Origin of the sequence: Streptomyces sp. NBC_01298, assembly GCF_035978755.1 — a bacterium.
Lineage (GTDB): Bacteria > Actinomycetota > Actinomycetes > Streptomycetales > Streptomycetaceae > Streptomyces.
The window spans coordinates 5,948,962-5,969,226 of record NZ_CP108414.1; the positions used below are offsets into that span (position 1 = coordinate 5,948,962).

A 20,265-nucleotide genomic window follows, 5' to 3' on the forward strand; every position below is an offset into this window, starting at 1 on the left:
TCCCGTACGGGCTACTCGGCGGCTGCCACGTGCAGCAACAGGTTCGGCGTCCCGGCCGGCAGGGCCGTGATCCGGTCCCGCAGGGAGTCCCGTACGAGGACTTCGGCCACCTGGGCCGGCGTCCGGCGCGGCCCGCCGGCGGCCAGGCCGCGCGCCAGCACCAGCGCGGCGGCGCCCGCCACGTGCGGGGCCGCCATCGAGGTGCCGGAGGCACGGGCGGTGGCCGTCGCGGAGCCCTTCCAGGCTGAGGTGACGGCCACGCCGGGGGCGGAGAGGTCCACGCAGGCGCCGTGGTTGGAGAAGGAGGCCCGCCGGTCCAGTGCGTCCGTCGCGCCCACGGTGAGCGCCTGCGGGACGCCGGCGGGGGAGCCGGTGCAGGCGTTCTCGTTGGAGTTCCCCGCCGCCACCGCGAAGGTGATCCCGGACGCGATCGCCCGCTTCACCGCGCGGTTGAGGGCGAAGCTGTACCCGCCGCCCAGGCTCATGTTGGCCACGGCCGGGGTGGCGGGCGACTTGAGGGCGTCCTTCACCATCCAGTCGATGCCCCCGGTGATGGCCGACAGGGTCGCGTCCCCGCGGCAGTCCGCCACCTTCACGGCGACGAGCGAGACCCCCTTGGCGACCCCGTAGGTGGCTCCGCCGACGGTGCCCGCGACGTGCGTGCCGTGGCCGTTGCAGTCCGTGGCGCGCTCCATGAACACCGCGTTGGCGCCCCAGCGGGCCCGGCCGCCGAACTCCTGGTGCAGGGTGTTGATCCCGGTGTCCACGATGTACGCCGTGATCCCCTCGGCCTTGGCCGGGTACGTGTACGAGCCGTCGAGCGGCAACTCGCTCTGGTCGAGCCGGTCCAGGGACCAGGGGGCGGGTGCCTGGACGAGGGGCACGGCGGGGGCGACGGGAGCGACGGCCTCGCCCACGGGGGTGTCGTCGTCGATCCGGAAGACCGTGTCGGGTTCCACGGAGGCCACCCGGGGATCGGCGGCGAGTTCGGCGGCGCGGGCCGCGGTGGTGCGGACGGCGAAACCGCTCAGGGCCGTGTCGTAGACGGCCCCGACACTGTCGCCGGCGGCCTCGGACTCGGCGGCGAGGGCGCGGGTGGCCGCGGCGGCGGAGGCGCGGGTGGCGCCGTCCTTGAGGACGACGACGTAGGGGGCGGTGGTGGTGTCGGCGGTGGCGGCTGCGGCGTGGGAGGCGTACGGCGGCAGGGCGGTGGCCGCCGCCAGCAGGGCGGCGGCCGGGAGCAGCGCGGTGAATGCGGTCATGCGGCCGATGCTCGGCGAGGCACAGCCCGACCGCGCGGAGGGTGCGCCGACTGGCCCCACGACACGCCGCCCCGGGGGGCCCTCGGGCCCGGCCGCCCCTCCCGGATCCTGCCGGGCCGGCGACGCCCGGCACCGCGCCCGGCCGTACGGCCGAGGCGACCACGCATGTCCGGCCCCCGAGCGCCCCGACAGCACGCGCGGGCACGGCACCGGACGCAGCGGGCCTGACCGGCAGGATCGGAAGGAGACGACAGGCCCTAGCGGGCGACGGGCCAGCCGAGCATCCTGAAGACACCCTCGTCGCGGGCGCCGGCCGCCCCGTACGTGGCCAGCGCGGCCTCGTTGTCGGTGTCGACGCCCACCCACATGCCGTAGCAGCCGCGCGATTCCGCCTCGGCGGCGAGCGCCTCGGTCAGGGCCCGGCCGAAGCCGCGCCGGCGGTGGGCCTCGTCCACGGAGAGCTCGTAGAGGCACATCTCGGTGCCCTTGTCGGGGTGGATCATCTCGATGCCGGACACCATGCCGACGGGCACGCCGTCCACGTAGGCGATCAGCATCAGGTGCCCCGGTGCGGAGAGGAACCGCTCCGACCAGTCCGCGCGGGCGGGCCCGTCGAACAGGGACTCCGCGGCCTGGAGTTCGGCGACGGTACGTGCGGGGCGGATGTCCATGGCGGTGACGATAGCGCCGCCGCGGACCTGCCGGAAGCGCCCCCGCGAGCGGCGCCGACCCCGCCGCGGGCGGTGGTGCCGCGCGCGGGGTCCCGAAACGCGGGGCGCGGCTCGGTCCGGGAGCGGTGCTGTGGGCGGTGCCGGTCTCGGCGTGGGTGGTGGTGCCGCGCGGGTGGCGGCACGAGGGGTGCCGCTCGGTCCGGGGAGCGGTGTCGGGAGGGGTGCTGGCCTCGGTGTGGGGAGGGTGGTCGGTAGCGATGTTGGGCGGGGGTGTGGGAGCAGTGGCGGCGGGTGCCGATGGGGCGACGGAGGTGGTGCGGAGTGGGGACGGACGGGTTGGTGATAATGGCCGGATGATCAACGGGGAGCACGCCTTCGACACGGAGTGGCGCGCCGCGCCGGAGCCGCTGCGCAGAGCGCTCGCCCTTGCCTACCAGGCGCTCGCGGCCGGAGGCCTGGCGGTCGGCGCCGTCCTCGCGGACGCCGCCGGGAAGCCGGTCGCGGAGGGGCGCAACGAGGCCTACGAGGACGGCCCGGGCACCGGCCCGCTGCGCGGGACACCGCTCGCGCACGCCGAGATGAACGCACTGGGAGCCGCCCGCACGGGTTGGGACCTGGGCACGGCGACGCTGTGGAGTACCCAGGAACCGTGCTCGATGTGCGCGGCGGCGGCCGAGTTCACCGGCGTGGGACGGGTGCGGTACGTGGCCCCGGACCCGTGGGCGCTGTCGAGCGACAACGGCTCCGGCTCCGACGCCGACCCGGGCCGGCAGCACTGGCTGCTGGTGGCCAATGCCATGTTCCTGCGGAGCGTGGCCGTCGCCTCGGACGGCCCTGAGGAGCCGCGGATCCTGACACACCACCGGGCCGTCGAACCCGAGACCACGGCCTTCCACGACAGCCTGCCGACGGGCCTGCCGACGGCCGCCTCACCGGAGGACTGGCTGCGCCCCCACTGGGCCCCTCTCGCGGAACTTTCGGCGGCCCGCGAGCTGCGCACGCGCCGCTGAAGCCGCCGGGCGGTCGGACCAGGGTGCCCCGCGCAGGGCGTCGTGGCTCAGGGGGTCGTGGCCGACACCTGCCGGACGGGGGTGCCGTCCTGCGTCCCCGCCCCGGGTGAGGGGGTGCCGTCGGTCCAGGCGTAGACCTCCTTGCCGCGCACGGTGACCTGGTACTGGTAGGCGCCGCGGCACTCGGGCCGCTCCTCGGCCCGGGTGCCCGCCGGCCACCACTTGGCCTCCAGAGCCGTCCCCGCGTGCTTGCTCGGCGTGCCCGCCGAGCACTGCGGGCCGTCCAGCGGGGTCGCGCCCAGCGTGAAGCGGAGCAGCCGCGCCTGTCCGTCGGTGCGCGCCATTATTCGCACGTCGGTCGCGTCCTTCGGCACCCAGCGCGGCAGCACCCACCTGGCCTCCCCGCGGGCCGTCTCCCCGCGCGCTGCCTGCCCGCGCGTGCCTTCCCCCTGCGTCGGAGCGTCGGCGGCCGTCGCGAAGCGCATGCCCCTCTCCTTGAACACCCGGTCGTTGATCGTGTCGGTCAGGGGGTTGCGCGGAAGGTTGGGCAGGGCGATGGCAGCGGTGGCGAGGACTCCGACGGTGGCGGCGACGATGACGAGAGGGCGGCGGTTCATGTCCCTGAGTATTCGCGGTGGCCGCCGTAGTCCGCGTCCCTCCCGAGGCTGAACCGAATCTCTGCCGGAAGAGTGACATCGGCTCATACCTGAGTACCGGTCCTGATCACGCGCGGAGATCCGGATCCCTCGCGGGGCGGGAGCCGGGCGGCCGCGCGTGCGCCCCGACACCCGTGACGGCGGCCCTCGTTAGAGCATGCGTGCCCCGCCGCCCCGCCCCAGCCCCAGCCCCCACCCTTGCGCCAGCCGTCCCGGCTCCGCCCCCGCCCCCGGCACCCGCCCGGACCGGAGTCCGGGCGTCCGCTCTCGCCGTGGGCGCCGTGGCCGCCGTACTGGCCTTCGCGTCACCGGCGTCCGCCGCCCGGCAGCAGACCCCGCTGGTTCCGCAGGACAAGCCGCTGGTACTGAGCGGCTGGACGCAGCCCGGCGCGGCCAGCCAGGCCGCCTGGGCCGCCGCGCGCGAGAACCGGGCCGAGTGGGAGCCGTACGGCTTCGACTGGTCCACGGACTACTGCACCACGTCCCCGGACAACCCCTTCGGCTTCCCCTTCCGGACGGCCTGCGCCCGGCACGACTTCGGGTACCGCAACTACAAGGCGGCGGGCGGGTTCCCGGCGGCCAAGCCCCGGCTGGACGAGATGTTCCACTCCGACCTCAAGCGCGTCTGCGCGCGCTACTCCGGCGCCCGCAAGGCCTCCTGCGACGGCACCGCGTGGACCTACTACCAGGCCGTCAAGGCCTTCGAGTAGCCCGGAGCAGCCCCGCCCCGCCCCGCCCCGCGGGCTACCCGCCCCGCGGGGAGCGCAGTTCCAGCAGGGTGATGTCCGCCGGGGCGCCGACCCGGACCGGCGGGCCGAAGAAGCCCGCCCCGTTGGTCACGTACACCTTGGTGCCGTCCACCCTGCCGAGCCCGGAGCCGACCGGATTGACCAGCTCGGTGATCGCGGTCAGCGGGAGCATCTGCCCGCCGTGCGTGTGTCCGGACAGCTGGAGGTCCACCCCGTGCCGCGCGGCCTCGTCGGCGAACACCGCCTGGTGGGCGAGGAGTACGACGGGACGCGACAGGTCCCGCCCGCCCAGGGCCTTCCCGAGGTCGGGCCCCCGGCCGTACTCCTTCCCGGCGAGGTCCTCGACCCCGGCCAGGTCCAGGTGGGCCCCGTTGCGCAGGATCTCCACGCGCTCGTTCACCGGCGGTCGGACGCCGACGTCGCACATGTCGTCCAGCCAGTCCCCGACCCCGGCGTAGAGATACTCGTGGTTGCCGGTGACGAAGAAGCTGCCGTAGCGCGATTCGAGCCCCTCCAGCGGCCGGCCGCGGGCCCCAGCTCGGCCGCCGTTCCGTCCGCGAGGTCGCGGACGATCGTCACCAGGTCGGCCCGCGGCCCGTTGCCCATGCGGACGATCCGCTCGGTGTGGGCGCGCCCGAGGAGCGGCCCCAGGTGGATGTCGCTGACGGCGACATGGAGACGGTGCTAGCCGGTGTGGCCGAGCCCCGAGAAGAGGTTGTGGACCGGCGGCGTGCCGGGCGGGGACGGGTCGGCCCGGCGGTAGTACTCGTGGTCGAGGACCGGCTGGCCGAGTTGGTTGGACAGGGCGAAGAACCGGCCCGACACGGTGATCTGCGTGGCGTGTGCCCGCATGGCGTCGATCTTCCGGTCGAGGTGCGAACCGCCCGGGAAGGCCACGGCCACCTGATCCTCCTCCACCACCCCGGAAACATCGGCGAGGTCGGCGACCGCACCGAAACAGGTCCGCTCCGGTGCCCCGTGCAGCATGGAGAGGCTGGCCGCCACCACGGGGCGGGGCACGCAGTTCCAGTAGACCTCGGCGATCTCCCACGGCTGCCCGAGGTCGGGGCGGAACCCCGGGTCCGCGGCGAGCACGTGTGCGCGCATCGTGACCCGGTGGGCCTGGATGTGGTCCGGGTGTCCGTACCCGCCGGTCGGGTCGTAGGTGACGACGATCTGCGGACGGACCTCCCGGACGATCGCCACGAGGTGGGCCGCCGCCTCGTCGACGTCGGCGCGCCAGAAGCTGTTCGTCCGCCTGCCGGCGGCCGAGCCCGTCATGCCCGAGTCGCGGTAGCGCCCGGCGCCGCCCAGCATCCGGTGGTCGCTCACCCCCAGTTCCCGCATCGCCGCCGCCAGTTCCGCGGCACGGTGGGCGCCCAGGGTGTCGTCCCGGTCGGCGGCCAGATGGGCCAGTTCCGGTGGTATGACCTCACCCTCCTCGCCCAGAGTGCAGGTCACGAGAGTGACGTGGTCGCCGGCGTCCGCGTGCGCGGACATCGTCGCGCCATTGGCGATCGACTCGTCATCGGGGTGGGCGTGTACGAAAAGCAGCCGGCGCTCGGGCCATGGGGACCCTGGACGCGTCATCGAGCACTCCTCTGCGGTGGCGAACCGAGCGCGTGATCGCGTCGGAGTAGATTTCCAGCATGTCTGACTATCTCTCGCGTACCCTCGCCGCCTACGGACACAGCGTCCACAAGTACGAATCCGCCACGAAGGACATGGTCCCGGACGCCGAACTCGACATCTTCACCTCGCTGTTGCCCGATCCGGCGGGTCCGGTACTGGACGCCGGCTGCGCCTTCGGCCGCGATACGTCCCTCCTCGCGGCCAGGGGTCTGGCGGTGACCGGCATCGACCTGAGCGAGCCCTTCCTCGGCCGGGCCCGGGAGCTGCACCCCGCCCTCGACTTCCGCAGCATGGACGTGTGCGCGCTGGACTTCGCGGACGGCAGCTTCGCGGGCGTCTGGTGCCAGGCCACGCTGCTGCACCTCAAGGACGAGCACGTACGGACCGCCCTCGGCGAGTTCCACCGGGTGCTGCGCCCCGGCGGGGCGCTGTTCGTCAGCTTCAAGGAGGGGCAGGGCGAAGAGGAGATCGTCGAGTCGTTCAGCGCCGACGCGGCCCGCTTCTTCCGCTACCAGACCGCGGACCGCGTTCGCGACATGCTTGAAGCGGCCGGGTTCGCCGACCCGGACGTACGCGTCGTCAACGAGCTGGAGCGCTACGGGCCGGGGCACCGTGACCTCAACTGGTTGTCGGCGTACGCCCGTTCCTGACTCGGCTTCGCCCGGGGTCTACCGTACGGGCATCAGTGCTCCGGCGGTGCGGGCCGCCAGCAGGGCCACCCGGTCCGCGGCCCGCACGGCCCCGGCCGCGTCGACGCCCGTGAACGCCAGCCGCACCGAACCTGCTTGCCCGTCGAACGCCGAACCGGGGCCCACTCTGAGCTCCTGCTCGGCGAACTCGGCCATGACGCGGTCCTCCTCGGCGCCGTGCCAGGACAGCGACAGCGACATGCCGCCTCCGGCGAACTCCCAGCCCAGCAGCTCACCGAGCCGGTCCGTGAAGGCACCCCGCGCCTCCAGCGTCGGCTCGATGCAGGACCGGTGCAGCGACGCGAGAGCGGGCCGGTCCAGGAAGCCCGCCCAGGCCCGCTGCCAGGTGGTGGCGGGACCGCTGCCGCGCAGCGCCGGCAGTACGGTGACCCCGTCCGGCACGGTGGCCCAGCCGAGCCGGCTGCCGCCGCCGCACAGTTTCGCCAGCGAGGTCACGCTCCAGCAGCCGGGCGGCGGCTCCACCGAGGGCGCGTACCACCGGTAGACCTGATTGACGACCACCTGGTGACCCGCGCGGGCGAGTTCCGCCAGGGCGGCGCGCCCGGCGGTGTCGAGCGAGTGCCCGTCGGGGTTGCGGTACGGGCTGGTCACCCAGACCGTGACCGGCTCCGGGCAGCTTTGTGCGGCGCCGGGCAGTTCCTCCCAGGGCAGGGCGCTCACGGCGGCCGTCCCCGCCAGGACCAGCCCGATGTCGGCGAAGCCCGGCCGTTCCACCAGCGCCGTGCGGGTGAGCCCCGCCCAGCTTCCGGCGAACTGGCGCACCCCGCCGGTGACCACCGTCCGCCCCGGTGGCGCGCCGAACAGGTCGGCCAGCCGTTCCAGCAGCTCCGGGTCGCCCTCGGCCGGCGGAGTGGCCCAGCAGTCCGCCCGGTCCAGCGCCCGGTCGTGCGCCGCGCCGAAGCGGCGCACGAGGGCGTGCGGCCAGGGCCGCGGCGGGCCGGTGAGATCCAGCGTCATCCCCGGGCCGCGGCGACCGCGCGGGCACCGGCGATCAGCTCGGGAGCCAGCAGGTAGTCGACCGTGGCCAGGAAGGTCTCGTCCTCGATCCGGACGTACTGCCCGGACGGGGTGTCGAGCCGCTGGATGCCCCGGTCCGCCCTGAGCGCCTTGGGACGGCCGGGCGTGGCGGGGTGCATCGGGACCGGCTCGCCCACGAGCAGGTCCTCGGCGATGTCCACCGGCACCAGCCGTACGCAGGTCCAGGAGTTCAGTTCGAACGGCTCGGCGGCCTCCTGGCCGGTCCGCGGGGCCACGGCCAGCGACAGCCTGTCGCGGTAGTAGCCGTACGCGTCGGCCGCCACCCGCACCGCGGGGACGAGTCCGCCGCGCCGCCACCCGGCCTCGAACGCGTGGACCGTGGTGCCCAGGCAACGCCGCTGCCAGTGCGGCTCGCGCGGGTCCGGCGCCGGCTCCAGGGTGCGTACGCGGGGCAGGGCGCGCAGCCGTTCCTCCTGCGCCGCGGTGAGCGCGGTGCCGGCCCGCAGCTCGTCCACGATGAAGCTGAGGAAGCCCTCCAGGCCGGCCTGCCGCAGGCGCGCCGTGAAGCGCGGACCATCGAATTCCGGCAGCGAGAGCGCCATCAGCAGGTCGTTGGTGTCCTTGGCCGTCACGAAGTAGTCGCCCGCGGCGTTGTTGACGACGCAGCCGAGGTTCTCCTCGGGCGCCAGCACGTGAACTCCGGGGGCGCCGGCGGGCAGCTGCGCGGTGAGCCCGAGCCTGCTGCTGTGCCGCACCGAGTAGTCGCCGAAGTGGATGTCCACATTCAGCAGGTGATCGGCGCCGTCCGGCACGACCAGCGGGAACTGCCCGTACACCAGGCCCTCGCTCGGGTCGTACTTGATCCAGGGCAGTTCGCCCTTCAGGTACTGGTAGCCGAACCCGGTGCGCAGTGCCCGTACCAGGACGCTCGCCTCGGCCCGGGTCCGTACGAAGATGTCCAGGTCGCTGAAGTCGCGGATGCCGGGATCCTGGTAGGTCGCGCGGGCGCCGAGTCCCTTGATGGCGAAGAACTGCAGCCCCGCCTCGCGGGCGATCCCGTCCAGCATCTCCAGGTTGGCGTCGAGCACCTTGTGCATCCGCTGGAGGCTGTCGGTCTTGGGACGCATCGCCTCCATGCACTGCCGCACGGAGGGCCGGTCCTCGTGCGCGGCGAGCCGGGACATCACCAGCGTGCGCATCCGCAGGGTCTCCAGGAACCGGGCCGCTTCCCGGGAGCCGAGCGAGGCGATGGCGGTCAGCGACCGCTCGATGGTGAACAGCGGCTGGATGCTGGAGAGGCTGCGCAGCGCGGCCAGGTCGTCAAGGATCAGGGATTCAGTGGCCATGGTGGTCTTTCCTCGTGCTCTCTTGCCGTGCGGGGATTCCGTGCGTTGCCAGCGACTGGTTGAGATAGCCGACCAGGCCGGTGGCCTCCTCGCCGACCCAGGCGGGAGGGGTGTACTGCCGCGCCTCCTCGGCGGAGGCGAACTCGACCTCGGCGGTGCACAGCCCGTGCAGGGCGCCGTGGTAGACGTCGACGACGAGGGTGTGCGGTCCGTCGGCCATCCGGTAACGGTCCTTCTCGACCCGCGCCGCCACCGTCGTGGGCCACAGCGCGTCGAAGTCCGCCGCCTCGATCTCGCGTTCCACTTCCACCCGGGTCAGACCGAGACCGCTCTTGACGGTCAGGGTGTGGCGGCCGTCGGCCCGGCGCACGCGGACCTCCGTGCCTTCCCCGGTGATCGCGACGTATCCCTGCCGGACGTTTTGCGCCCTCGCGCCGGCGGGTGGGACGAAGCCGTGGACGAGGAACTTGCGCTCGATCTCATAGGTCATCGGTTTCCTCCCGAAGCGACCGCGGGTACGGCGAGAGCCGCCTCGGCCAGCAGCCGGGGCAGCTCGCGCATGTCCTCGAACACCACCGTGGCGGGCCCGGCCAGCCGTTCACCCGGCGTCACGCCCCCCGCGTATCCGAAGCAGCGCATGGCGGCGGCCCGCGCCGCCTGCGCGCCGAAGCCGCTGTCCTCCACCACGACGCACGACTCGGGCGCGACGCCCATACGGGCCGCCGCGTGCAGGAACAGGTCCGGGGCGGGCTTGCCGTGAGCGACCTCGGTGGCGCTGAAGACCCGGCCCGAGAAGCGTTCGTAGAGCCCCACGAGCCCCAGAGAGTGGCGCAGCTTGGGGTGAGTCCCGCTGGAGGCCACGCAGGTGGGCAGGCCGATGGCGTCGAGCGCCTCCACGATGCCGTCCACCGGGCGCAGCCGCGTCTCGAAGGCGTCCCGCAGGCGCCGGTGGAACTCCTCGTCCCACCGGACGGAGGCGGTGGTCCCCACCCGGGCGGCGATGATCTCCCGGATGGAGGCGCCGGACTTGCCCACGAAGAGTTCGACCACCTGCGCCGCGCTCAGGGACCAGCCGAACTCCACACCGAGCCGGGTGTGGACCTCCACCGCGATGCGCTCGCTGTCGACGAGTACGCCGTCGCAGTCGAAGATGACGAGTTCGACGGGCGCGCTTGCCGGCGCGGAACATCCGTCCCGTCCGTCCGCGTTCAGTGGAGGACCCCCTGGCGTACGAGCAGGTCGCGGATACCGGTGACCTTCTCCGCGCCCAGGCGGCGCTTGGCGATCTCCGCCTCGTTCTCGACCGAGTGCCCGTACTGCCACCAGGCCTCGCCGGTCTCGTTGTTCATGACGACGAATCGGTCCTTGGCGGCCGGGCCGCGGACGATCAGGGAGGTGGTGTCGGGAACCGCCGCGACCGAATGGACCAGCGTGTGACGGATCACGTAGCCCGTGCCGGCGGTCTCGTCCCGCACCAGGCAGGGCGCGCCGATCTTGGTGTCGGTGGTCAGCTCCTCGTAGTCGCCGTACAGGTAGTGGCGGTAGCTGCCCGCGAGCACCCGGTTGCCGAAGGTCCAGCGGTGGTTGTGCGGCCGGTCGAACTCCCGGTCGCGGAAGACGTGCAGCCGGACGCGCACGCCGCTCGCGGCGTCGTTGACCAGGACCACCCGGTCCAGTTCCTGGAGGCGCTCGCTCTGCACCAGCAGCTCCGGCGTGGCCAGCACGTGGTCGAAGGCCGCGGTCAGCCATTCGGACGTGCTCAGTTCCTCCAGCAGCTCACCGAGCTGGTCGTGGAGGACCGGCAGGTCCTCCCACGCGAGCTTGGCCAGCCGGGCCGGGTCGATCAGTGTGCTGTCCCCGATGATGCTCATGCCTGTCCCTGTCCCTTCCCTGCGCCCACCACGTGATGGCGCTCCAGGTCTTCAAGTCGCTGTTCCTGCGCGGCGATCCATTTCCGCGCCTTCCCCTGGATCTTGGGGATCATTTCCGGTGCCTCCAGCAACCGCGGCAGCAGCTCCGGCTCCGTGCTCAGCGCGCGCAGCATCAGATTCACCGTGATGCCGTGGCCCGGCCGCTTGACCACCTCTATGGGGTCGCCCGGCGACACCTCGCCCTCGGTGAGGACCCGGAGGTAGGCGCCGGGGGCACCGTTCGCGGTGAACCGTTCGACCAGGTCCGGGACGTCCCAGAAGCCCGCGAAGACCCGGCAGGGCTTGCGGGGGCGGATCACCTCGAAGACCGCTCCGCCGATGCGCCAGCGCTCACCGATCTCGGCATGGGTGACGTCGATGCCGACGGTGGAGAAGTTCTCGCCGAAGTTGCCGGGCGCCACGGTGCGGCCGAGCTCCCGCTCCCAGAAGGCGGCGTCCTCGCGCGCGAACGCGTACACGGCCTTGTCCGGGCCGCCGTGCGCCTTCGTGTTGACGATCAGATCACCCTCGAGCCCGGTGAACCGCGCGGTGACCGGGCCGGGTACGGGCCGTTTGTCGATCCCGCTGCGCCCGTTGGAGGTCCACGGCCCAGTGCGTTCGACACCGAGGTTCACCGTAAGCAGCTGGGCCGCCGTCACCGCGGGCCACCCCAGTCGGCGGTGACGTTCGGGACGCTGGTGCTCACGCCGGGGAGGTTCATGTCCTCCAGCAGGTGGGTGATCACCGTCAGCAGGTCCCAGCGGTTGGGGTGCTCGTACGAGAGCTCGCGGGTGGCCGCCATGACCTCCGCCAGCGCGATCTCCTCGCCCGCGGCCCGGCGTGCGGCGAGCTCGCCGGGGGCGCCCGGCACGTCGAGGAGCCGCTTCCAGCTGAGCCCGAAGTCGAAGTCGTGTACCGGGTGCGTGCGTTCGAGCGTGTCGAATGCGGCGAGCACTTCGGGGAGGGCGTCGTGGTCGCCGAGGATGCGCTCGCGCATCAGCGCACGGCGGTCGTCGTCGCACAGGACGGCGATCTCCCGGAAGACATCGATGGTCTCGTCCGAGCAGTGCATGAAGTTGAACAGGCCGTTGACCACGCCCAGCTGGTGGCGCAGGTGCTCGGGATGGCGCTGGTCAGGGTCCGCCGGGCCCTTGAGTGAGTTGAGGCGGATGGCGGCGGGCATCCGGCCGGGCTGCCACTCGGTGTCCCTCAGGACCAGGCAGACCGTGTCGGCGGTGGGCAGGATCAGGTCCATCGCCTCGACCCGGTCACGGGTGGCGATGTTGAAGTGGTGACGCCAGACCTCCCGGATGGTCTGCCGGCCGTGCCGGAAGACCACCACGTCGACCGGCCGGAATCCGGCGCCGGCCAGGGCCTGGACCGCGGGGCGCAGCCGGCGGCCCGCGGTGGCTTCGGCCTTGAGCATGCACAGCGTGATGCCGAGCATCCGCGGCAGGTCCCCGCCGAAGGTCCAGCAGCTCTCCCGGAAGTACTGCTCCAGGGAGTAGATCCGCGCCTTCTCCGGAGACCAGGTGACCTGGCCGAGGATCTCCTGGTCGACTTCGCTGAGCCGTTCCTGGTCTGGCATTGCATCGGACAGCACGTGTGCTTTCCCTCTCTTCAGGACACCGGTGCCGCGCTGGACGGCAATCCGTGGGCAGCGGGCCGGCCATCGAGGGCCTCGGCGAGGAAGTCGACTTCCGCCCGGCGCTGGTAGCCGTTGGGCTCGGCGTGCCCGGCGAACGGCCATACACCGATCTGTTTCGGTCCGGCGTAGTGGTGGTAGGTCGTGGCGACGGAGGATGGGGAACAGACCTGGTCCCGCAGCGCGAGGGAGAACAGCGCCGGGCAGCTGGCGCGTTCGGCCAGGGGGATCCCGTCGAAGTAGGCCAGCGTCTCCAGGGCCCGTCCGGCGTGCTGCGGATGGAACTGGCAGAACCGCAGCAACTCACGGTAGGGCTGACGGTCCGGGAGCCGGTCGGGGCCGGTCACATCGCACAGGAACGGGGACTCCACCAGGGCCGCGGCCACCTCTTCGTGCAGGGCCGCCGCGGCCAGGGCCAGCAGGCCGCCCTGGCTGCATCCGGACACGGCGACGCGGCGCGGATCCACCGCAGGGTGCGCGAGGGCGGTGTCCACCGCGCGCACGGCGTCGACGTAGGCGTCCCGGTAGTAGTACTGGGCAGGGTCCAGCAGGCCGCGGGTGACGAAGCCGGGTATGTGGGGGTGAGTCTGGCCCACCGGATCGGGGGTGTCCCCCGGACGCAGGTTGGCGCCGCCCTGGCCACGAGTGTCGACGACCAGGGTGGCCCGGCCGACCGCGGGCCACAGCAGCCAGTCCAACGGCGCTCCGCGTCCCTCGCCGTAGCCGAGGAACTGCACCACGCACGAGACGGGCGGCTGATCGGCGGCCGCGGCGCCGGCGGTGGCCGCCGGATGCCCGGGCACGATCAGCCAGGCCGCGATGCGGTGGCCGCGTGAGCCCGCGAAGGACACGTCGTGCACGGTCGCGGCCGTCAGCGCGGTGGGCACCGGCGTGAACACCGGGTCCAGCGGGTGCACCGCCTCGGCCAGGGTGTCCTGCCAGAAGGCGTCGAAATCGGCGGGGGTCCGGTGCGAGGACCGGAGTCCGGCGAGTGCGGTGGGAAGCCCGTTCACGCAGTGACCGCCGGGGCGTTCTGCCAGGAGGCGAGCAGCACGTTGGGGAAGATGCGGCCGATGCCCGGTTCGTTGAAGCGCAGGGTGTTCGTCAGCAGGCTGAGCAGGTCCCAGTGCGCACCGGGGCCGTCCGCGCCCGCGCGGATCGCCGCGGCGATCAGGTGTACGGGGATGGGCCGGCCCGCGGCGGCCCGTACCATCTCGCCCGCGGGTCCCGGGGAAGCGGCCAGCCGTCGCAGGCTGTTGTCCAGGTCGAGGTCGTGCGCGGGAACCTCGGCCTCCAGGGCCTCGAAGGCCGCGAGGGCCTCGGGCACCGCGTCGAACGCGGCCCGGACCCTCGTCCGCAGCAGCTGGCGGCGCTCCTCGTCGCAGACGATGGCGATCTCTCGCATCACGTCGATCGGCTCGTCGGAGGTGTGGGTGAAGTTGAACAGGCCGTTGACGGCGCCCAGTCGGCTGCGCAGGTGTCCGGGAAGGCGCTGCGCCGGGTCGGACGGGCCCTTGAGCGCGGTCAGCCGGACGGAGGCGGGGACGCTGTCCGGGGTCCACCGTTCGTCGCGCAGGACCAGCATCACGGAATCGCAGGTGCCGAGGACCAGGTCCATCGCGTCGATCCGCTCGCGGCTGGCGAAGTTCAGCTGGAAGCGCCAGGTCTCGCGGACGGTGAGCCGGTCGTGCCGGAACCGGACCACGTCGACGGGACGAAAGCCGTTGTCGCTCAGGGCCTCCAGGGCCTGGTGGTAGCGCCGGCCGGCCGCGGCCTCGGGCTTGAGCACGCACAGGGTGGTGCGCAGGACGTCGTCGAGGTCGTTGCCGAAGAGCCAACTGCTCTCGCGGAAGTAGTTGTCCACCGCGTACAGCCGCTCCTTGGCCGCCGAGCGCGTCACCGTCCGCACCAGGGCGGGTGGGATGTCGTGGAGGATTTCAGAGGTGGCTGCCGTACCGAGGCTGCTGTCTGTGGTCACCGCGGTGCGGTCCTTCCGGTTCGTTCGTTCGGGACTCACAGGGGGAGCCCGTTGGTCAGTCCTGCCGCGTGGAACGCGTCGAGGGTCCCCGGGTCGTCCAGGGCGCCGATCTCGGCGAAGTAGCGGACGGTGGTGCGGCCGGCTTCGGCGATGGAGGCCCGGACGGCCAGGGGCGGGTACGACTCCGCCAGCACGGCTTCCGTCTGCGAGGTGCTGAGGCCGGCCGCGAGCAGGGAGCGGGCCACTGCCGGGTAGTCCGGCTCGAGGAAGATCGTGACCAGCTCGGGCAGCCAGGGCCCGAGCAGCCGCCGCTGCCGCGGGCTCAGGGAGTGCCAGAAGTACTTGAGCACGCTGCGGAAGTAGGCGTGGTGCTTGCCCTCGTCCTCCGCGTGGTCGCGGACCAGGTCGCGTACGGCCGCCGGCAGTCTGCGGTCCTGCGGGAGATCGGCGAGGATCGCCGAGATCAGCGTCTCGCTGACGATGCAGAAGGCGAGGGACTGAGCACCGCGCAGCTCGGGTTCCATGAGCGCGCGCAGCTCCTCCAGCCTCCGCAGGAACGTGGGTTCCACCGTGCGGAGGGGGATTCCGGTTTCCGCCGCGACCTGGGTCATCAGGTCGTGGGAGAACTGTGCGTGCCACGCCTCGTCCGTCGAGATCTTGAAGGCGTCCTCGCGCATGGCGGGGCTCAGGTTCAGATCGTCCCGGCCCCGGCTGAGGTCCACGGTCACGGGAAGTACCGCGACGGATTCGAGTTCGGTCGTGAAGTGCAGGTAGTGGAAGAGACGTTCCACGAGCACGCGGTGCACAGTACCGGGCGCGGCCTCGCGCACGATCGGGTGGGACACCGCGGGAACCAGCTCGGGCGGAAAGTACACCTCGTATTCGGCCGACTGCGAAAGCATTCGGCGCGGCTTGATGCGCACACTCGCACGCTGGTCCCAATTGCCGAATTTGCTCTGGTATTCGTCAGCTACCACAGACTCCGGGCGCGCAAAGATTGACCGTTTTGCGGACATGACATCCGACCCTAGATCAAGTGCCACCGACAAGCAAAGCCAAAAGTTGCGGTGGTTTGCCGCAGAAAAGGGAGCCCCGGGCCCCTTCCTGTTTCAATGGGGTGTACACGACTTCCCGCGAAAAACTGGACAGAGCGGACGGATCGATCCGTTGATATTCGGCCACCGGTTTCCGCCATGGCCGAAAATTTCTTTGTATCTGCGGTTGACCTGCGCGTTGTTTGCGGGATACAAAGTTGATCAAGCGGGTTCGGAGCTAGAGCCGAACTCACTGGTACGGGGGTACCCAGCGTCGCACCACTGCTCTTACAGGCGGTGCGGGTTTGCGCTGACGAACATATTCCGTTAAGCCGCGGCGGTTTACGCTGTGGTGCGATGCGGTTGCAGTCAGTGCACCCACGCGGAATTGGCCCCTCCGAATCTTGCCAAGGAGGAGGTGAAAGTCATGAAGAAGTACATCAAGCCGTCCGCCAAGAAGGTGGGCACGGGCACCATCCTTTCGAACGGCGTCTGATGAGCCGTTGTGCGTCACGCCCGGGATCCGGGCGTGACGCACATTTCGGTACTCAATTCAGTTCATTCGGGACTCCTTATGGGGAGCCCATGTTTGTGTTTTTTCTGTGATTACGGGGTGTGGAAAATGTGCGGCATCGCTGGTGTGGCCCGGATTGACGGGAACGCCCTGCCCGAGGAAGCCGGCGGCCTTCTGGAGGCATTCGCCCGCACACTCGCCCACCGAGGCCCCGACGACCGCCGGCTGCTGTGCGACGGGCCCGTGGGGATGGCCTTCAACAGGCTCTCGCTGGTGAACCCCGAGAACGGCGCCCAGCCCCTGGTCAGCGCCGACGGCAACGTCGTCCTGATCGCCAACGGCGAGGTCTACAACCACCGGGAGCTCGCCGCGGGACTGCCCTCCGGCACCCGCCTGAGCACCGGCTCCGACTGCGAAGTCCTGCTCTACCTCTACCAGCGCGACGGGCTGCGCTTCCTCGACCGGGTGAACGGCATGTTCGCCTTCGTCCTGTGGGACCGCGCACGCAACATCCTGCTGATGGCCCGGGACCGCTTCGGGATCAAGCCGCTCTACTACCACCGGGACAACGAGCGCATCGTCTTCGGCTCGGAGATCAAGGCGCTGTTCGCGGACGGCGCCACCCCGCGTCGCATCGACTGGACCCGCGCGCTCAGCGAGTACGACATGAACGCCACGCCGGCGTTCGTCCACGGCCGCGTCACCACCTGGTTCGAAGACATCCAGCTCGTCGCGCCCGGCACGATCCTGCAGATCCGGCTCCAGGACGGCGCGACGACCGAGCACCGCTACTGGGAACTGCCCGGTCCCGACGGCGATTCCGACATGACGGACGAGGACTACGTCGAGACCTTCCGCGACCTGCTCGCCGCCTCCGTCGCCGACTGCGCCACCGCCGATACCGACCTCGGCCTCTTCCTCAGCGGCGGCATCGACTCGGCCGCCGTCGCGGCACTGGCCCCGGGCAACGGCTTGCAGACCTTCACCGCGCTGACGCCCGGCACGGTCCTCAACGGTGACGCGCACGGCGGTCACCGGACCGCCGAACTGCTCGGCCTGCGCAACCACCAGGTGCTCATCGGCTCCGACCGCGTGCCCAGCCCGCAGGAATGGCGCGACCTGGTGTGGCTGGCGGAGACGCCGATGACCGGCCCCGAGGTCTTCTACAAGTTCGAGATGCACCGCTTCGCCCGGCAGAACTTCCCCGAGATCAAGGGCATGCTGCTCGGCGCCGCCGCCGACGAGATCAATGGCGGCTACATACCCAACTTCGCCGGTGAGGGCGGAGACTGGACCGACTTCGAGTCCAACCTCCGTGATCTGCACCGGCGCCAGGCGCTGGAGCGCAACCCGAAACTCGGCCACTGGTGGGAGCACGAGGGCGTTCCGCTGCTCAATGACGCGGCGATCGACCCCGCGTCCCCGTACGCGGGCGACCACTACGCCGGATACTTCGCCTGGCAGTACCGCACCCTCGAGCAGTACAACGTCTGGCACGAGGACCGAACTGCCGCGGGCAACGGGGTCGAGGCCCGAGTGCCGTTCCTCGACCACCGCCTCGTCGAGCTCGTCGCCCGGATTCCCGCCCACCGCCGCTCCGCACTGCTGTGGGACAAGCGGATCGTGCGCGACGCGATGAAGGGCATCCTCCCCGAGGAGATCCGCACCCGCCCCAAGGGCTACTTCTTCTATGGCGAGGGCGCCCGCCACACCAACCGCGCCCTCACCACCATGCTCGCGCAGGACGGTGCCGCCCTGCTGGAGCAAGCGCTCTCCAGCGACAACGCCCGCCGCTACCTCAACGCCGACGGCCTGCGCACCGCGCTCGACCGGCTCACCCACAGTCCGAGCACCGGAAGCATCGAACTGCTCCTGCGGATCGTCAACCTCGGCCTGCTGGAAGGCATGACGGCGGAGCTGCCGTCACCCCCGTCGCAGGCGGCCGCTCGCCCCAAGCCGGTGGAACTGATCGTCGACGACTGGGAGCGCAGCGCCCCGCAGATCATCGCCCAGGTGGTCGCGGAGCCGGATCTCGACCAGGAGACGGTGTACACCCTCGCCGACGGCGTACTGCTCGCCACGGTGCCGGCCGAGCCGGACAGCTGGTTCCTCGTCGTCGACGGCAGCTTCGAATACGAGATCTCGGCAGTCGACGACGCGGGTTGGCTCGCTCTCCTGCGGACCCTCGACGGAACCCTGACCCTGGCCCAGGTGCTGGAAAAGACGGACGGCCGCCTCGACGACGTCGCCGAACTGTTCCAAGAGGCCATGGCCGTCGGCGTGATCACCGCGAAGCCCGGGACCGAGGAGCCGGTGCAGCGATGAGTACGGCGCCCCCGGCCTCCGCGGAGGCCGGCCGCACGGGTTTCCTGGCCCGCGCCTTCGACCGTACGGCCTGGCCTCCGCGAGGCGTCCGGCTGCTGTCGGCGGCCGTGATGGCGGTCTTCTCCGCGGCCCTCTGGTGGCAGGGCGGTTCCTGGCGCGCGGCCGCCGTGCTGGTCGGCGTGGACGCGCTGGCCGGACTGCTGCCCTGGCGGATGCCCCGGACCCTGCGCACCGGAGCGGCCTACTGGAGCGAGAACGCGATCGCCCTCGCCGTGCCGATCGCCTTCATCGCGTACTCCGCGGGCACCGGGGCGGACTGGCTCACGCAGGGCACCTCCTGGTGGTGGTACGCGGTGGCGCTCGCCTTGGACGCGGGGCTGCTGCTGGCCGGAGGCATGGACTTCCGCCTGCTGTTCTCCGGGGACCTGGCCTTCCTGATGGGGCCGAGCACACCGCTCCAGGCCAGGACCAGAGCGACCACGGGGACCCTGGCGCCCTTCGGAGAGGAGGCGCTGTACCGGTCGGTGGCCGTCACCGTGGCGGGGCCCGCCGGCCTCGTGACCTCGCTGCTGGGCGCCGCCGCCTTCATCGCCCGCCATCACGTCGGGGACAGCCGGTGGCGCAAGGCCCCGCGCGTCCTGGCGGTGGAGCTGCTGGCCGCGCTGTCCCTGCTGGGCCTGGTGGCCCTGTCGGGCTCCGTCTATCCGGCGCTGTTGGCGCACTTGGTCAACAACGCACCGTCCGTACTGCTCGAGCTTCAGCGCTCAGAGAAGGAGAGCCATGGCTGACAACTCGTCGTCCTGCCTGCCGGAGTTGCGCGTCCAGGGCCTTCTCCCGGACGCGCCGCTCTGCATCTTTCAGGCGGGTTCCATCGTGCGCGGCTGGGGCAACCCCACCAGCGACATCGATCTCTTCGTCATCACGGACGGGGTGTGGGGCGGGAGCCTGACCGGCGCCCCCATTCCGCTGGGCGCGGATGTCTTCCGGTCTTTCGAGACCTATGCGCAAGGAACTCGATGCGATGTCCGGTTCCTGACGGACGCCCAGGTCGACACCGTTTTGGCGAAGGTGTCGCACGAGGCGTTCGACAGTGCCGTGGGCGAGGGAATTCAGCTCGACCGCCAGGAGACGGTCCTGCTGGAATGGCTGCGTCATGGTCAGGCCCTCGAATCCGAGGAGTGGCTGAACCGGCGCGCGGACGAACTCAAGGCGTCGGCCTTCGGTTCCATGCTGGTCCAGCGCGGCCTCAACTACGCGGATTCCCGTGTCGAGGACGCCGTGGGGCAGATGTCGATCGGCGACCTGGAGAGCGCGGTGCTTTCGGCCCGGGTGGCCCTGGAATACGCCGTGGACGCGCTGCTCGCCTCGTACAACGAGTACGGGCAGAACGCCAAGTGGCGGGCCAGGCGGTTCCGTGCCGTGGAGCAGTCGGTGCTCTCGTTCGATGAGTACTGGGCGCTGGAGACCATGCGGACCTTCGATCCGGCCGACCCTGCGGCGTGGGTCAACGAAGTCCTCCCCGTGTGCCGAAAGATTTCGATGGAAGTGATTCTCTGATGGCAGAGCAGCCGGTCCTCGCCCTCGACCAAGTCCCCTCGTACCGGCCCGATGTCCGGGTCCGCAATGTACGAGGCGGCTACCTGGTCGCAGTGGCCAACAATGCGTTCGAACTGTCCGAAACTGCGAGCTTCATCTGGAAGCAGATCAACGGGCAAAATTCGATCGCCGATATCGGACGGCTACTGGCCACCGAATACGACATCGATACGGATACCGCAACCGCGGACACCAAGGAAATTCTTGAATATCTCGCGACGACCGGTTCCGTCGTCTTCTGACGTGATG

The 20,265-nt window shown here is 71.3% G+C and carries 22 protein-coding genes; 7 read left to right on the top strand and 15 right to left on the bottom strand.

Annotation, left to right across the window (positions count from 1 at the left end):
* Positions 1 to 11 precede the first annotated feature (11 nt).
* Together OG730_RS27025 and OG730_RS27030 are read right to left on the bottom strand one after the other, a co-directional pair.
* A complete protein-coding gene (locus OG730_RS27025; RefSeq protein WP_327306665.1) occupies positions 12 to 1,262 on the bottom strand; it encodes a S8 family peptidase in 1,251 nt (416 codons plus the stop codon).
* Positions 1,263 to 1,519: 257 nt separating this feature from the next.
* Positions 1,520 to 1,933: a GNAT family N-acetyltransferase gene (locus OG730_RS27030; RefSeq protein WP_327306666.1), complete on the bottom strand. Its 414-nt coding sequence runs from the start codon at positions 1,931 to 1,933 to the stop codon at positions 1,520 to 1,522.
* Positions 1,934 to 2,286: 353 nt separating this feature from the next.
* On the opposite strand from OG730_RS27030, the gene OG730_RS27035 reads away from it, so the two are divergent.
* Entirely contained in the window at positions 2,287 to 2,943 is a 657-nt protein-coding gene (locus OG730_RS27035; RefSeq protein WP_327306667.1) for a nucleoside deaminase, read from the top strand.
* Positions 2,944 to 2,990: 47 nt separating this feature from the next.
* Here the strand turns inward: OG730_RS27035 and OG730_RS27040 are convergent, their stop codons facing one another.
* Positions 2,991 to 3,560: a hypothetical protein gene (locus OG730_RS27040; protein WP_327306668.1), complete on the bottom strand. Its 570-nt coding sequence runs from the start codon at positions 3,558 to 3,560 to the stop codon at positions 2,991 to 2,993.
* A gap of 311 nt (positions 3,561 to 3,871) precedes the next feature.
* Here OG730_RS27040 and OG730_RS27045 point away from each other — a divergent pair, with 311 nt between their 5' ends.
* On the top strand, positions 3,872 to 4,309 hold the full coding sequence (locus OG730_RS27045) for a phospholipase (RefSeq protein ID WP_442815031.1): 438 nt from the start codon (positions 3,872 to 3,874) through the stop codon (positions 4,307 to 4,309).
* A gap of 34 nt (positions 4,310 to 4,343) precedes the next feature.
* Here the strand turns inward: OG730_RS27045 and OG730_RS27050 are convergent, their stop codons facing one another.
* Together OG730_RS27050 and mshB are read right to left on the bottom strand one after the other, a co-directional pair.
* Complete coding sequence (locus tag OG730_RS27050) at positions 4,344 to 4,775, bottom strand: metallophosphoesterase (RefSeq protein WP_327306669.1); 432 nt, start codon at positions 4,773 to 4,775, stop codon at positions 4,344 to 4,346.
* A gap of 257 nt (positions 4,776 to 5,032) precedes the next feature.
* Entirely contained in the window at positions 5,033 to 5,938 is a 906-nt protein-coding gene (gene mshB, locus OG730_RS27055) for an N-acetyl-1-D-myo-inositol-2-amino-2-deoxy-alpha-D-glucopyranoside deacetylase (protein ID WP_327306670.1), read from the bottom strand.
* Between the two features lie 59 nt (positions 5,939 to 5,997).
* Between mshB and OG730_RS27060 the strand changes: the two genes are divergently transcribed.
* Positions 5,998 to 6,630, top strand: a complete 633-nt coding sequence (locus OG730_RS27060; protein WP_327306671.1) for a class I SAM-dependent methyltransferase — start codon at positions 5,998 to 6,000, stop codon at positions 6,628 to 6,630.
* Positions 6,631 to 6,648: 18 nt separating this feature from the next.
* On the opposite strand, the gene OG730_RS27065 is transcribed toward OG730_RS27060, so the two are convergent.
* Genes OG730_RS27065 through OG730_RS27110 form a run of 10 tightly spaced genes read right to left on the bottom strand, consistent with a single transcriptional unit; the run spans position 6,649 to position 15,449 of the window.
* On the bottom strand, positions 6,649 to 7,647 hold the full coding sequence (locus OG730_RS27065) for an aminotransferase class I/II-fold pyridoxal phosphate-dependent enzyme (RefSeq protein WP_327306672.1): 999 nt from the start codon (positions 7,645 to 7,647) through the stop codon (positions 6,649 to 6,651).
* Positions 7,644 to 9,014: a nucleotidyltransferase family protein gene (locus tag OG730_RS27070; protein WP_327306673.1), complete on the bottom strand. Its 1,371-nt coding sequence runs from the start codon at positions 9,012 to 9,014 to the stop codon at positions 7,644 to 7,646. Before OG730_RS27070 ends, OG730_RS27065 begins: the two co-directional genes overlap by 4 nt.
* Entirely contained in the window at positions 9,004 to 9,504 is a 501-nt protein-coding gene (locus OG730_RS27075; RefSeq protein ID WP_327306674.1) for a CYTH domain-containing protein, read from the bottom strand. Before OG730_RS27075 ends, OG730_RS27070 begins: the two co-directional genes overlap by 11 nt.
* The gene (locus OG730_RS27080; RefSeq protein WP_327309439.1) at positions 9,501 to 10,226 is read right to left on the bottom strand and encodes an HAD family hydrolase; all 726 of its coding nucleotides are present in this window, start codon (positions 10,224 to 10,226) and stop codon (positions 9,501 to 9,503) included. Before OG730_RS27080 ends, OG730_RS27075 begins: the two co-directional genes overlap by 4 nt.
* On the bottom strand, positions 10,223 to 10,885 hold the full coding sequence (locus OG730_RS27085; protein WP_327306675.1) for a hypothetical protein: 663 nt from the start codon (positions 10,883 to 10,885) through the stop codon (positions 10,223 to 10,225). The genes OG730_RS27080 and OG730_RS27085 overlap by 4 nt, the downstream gene beginning before the upstream one ends.
* Positions 10,882 to 11,583 (bottom strand): MOSC domain-containing protein, encoded by a 702-nt coding sequence (locus OG730_RS27090; protein WP_327306676.1) that lies wholly within the window; start codon positions 11,581 to 11,583, stop codon positions 10,882 to 10,884. Before OG730_RS27090 ends, OG730_RS27085 begins: the two co-directional genes overlap by 4 nt.
* A complete protein-coding gene (locus tag OG730_RS27095; RefSeq protein ID WP_327306677.1) occupies positions 11,580 to 12,527 on the bottom strand; it encodes a nucleoside-diphosphate kinase in 948 nt (315 codons plus the stop codon). Before OG730_RS27095 ends, OG730_RS27090 begins: the two co-directional genes overlap by 4 nt.
* 17 nt (positions 12,528 to 12,544) lie before the next feature.
* The gene (locus tag OG730_RS27100; RefSeq protein ID WP_327306678.1) at positions 12,545 to 13,582 is read right to left on the bottom strand and encodes an acetylxylan esterase; all 1,038 of its coding nucleotides are present in this window, start codon (positions 13,580 to 13,582) and stop codon (positions 12,545 to 12,547) included.
* Positions 13,579 to 14,547 (bottom strand): nucleoside-diphosphate kinase, encoded by a 969-nt coding sequence (locus tag OG730_RS27105; RefSeq protein ID WP_327306679.1) that lies wholly within the window; start codon positions 14,545 to 14,547, stop codon positions 13,579 to 13,581. Before OG730_RS27105 ends, OG730_RS27100 begins: the two co-directional genes overlap by 4 nt.
* A gap of 35 nt (positions 14,548 to 14,582) precedes the next feature.
* Entirely contained in the window at positions 14,583 to 15,449 is an 867-nt protein-coding gene (locus tag OG730_RS27110; RefSeq protein WP_327306680.1) for a diiron oxygenase, read from the bottom strand.
* Between the two features lie 754 nt (positions 15,450 to 16,203).
* Between OG730_RS27110 and asnB the strand changes: the two genes are divergently transcribed.
* Genes asnB through OG730_RS27130 form a run of 4 tightly spaced genes read left to right on the top strand, consistent with a single transcriptional unit; the run spans position 16,204 to position 20,258 of the window.
* Positions 16,204 to 18,420, top strand: coding sequence for an asparagine synthase (glutamine-hydrolyzing) (gene asnB / locus OG730_RS27115; RefSeq protein ID WP_327306681.1), 2,217 nt, complete (start codon positions 16,204 to 16,206; stop codon positions 18,418 to 18,420).
* Positions 18,417 to 19,208, top strand: coding sequence for a CPBP family glutamic-type intramembrane protease (locus tag OG730_RS27120; RefSeq protein WP_327306682.1), 792 nt, complete (start codon positions 18,417 to 18,419; stop codon positions 19,206 to 19,208). The genes asnB and OG730_RS27120 overlap by 4 nt, the downstream gene beginning before the upstream one ends.
* Entirely contained in the window at positions 19,201 to 19,977 is a 777-nt protein-coding gene (locus OG730_RS27125; protein WP_327306683.1) for a nucleotidyltransferase family protein, read from the top strand. The genes OG730_RS27120 and OG730_RS27125 overlap by 8 nt, the downstream gene beginning before the upstream one ends.
* Positions 19,977 to 20,258: a PqqD family peptide modification chaperone gene (locus tag OG730_RS27130; RefSeq protein WP_327306684.1), complete on the top strand. Its 282-nt coding sequence runs from the start codon at positions 19,977 to 19,979 to the stop codon at positions 20,256 to 20,258. The genes OG730_RS27125 and OG730_RS27130 overlap by 1 nt, the downstream gene beginning before the upstream one ends.
* Positions 20,259 to 20,265 lie beyond the last annotated feature (7 nt).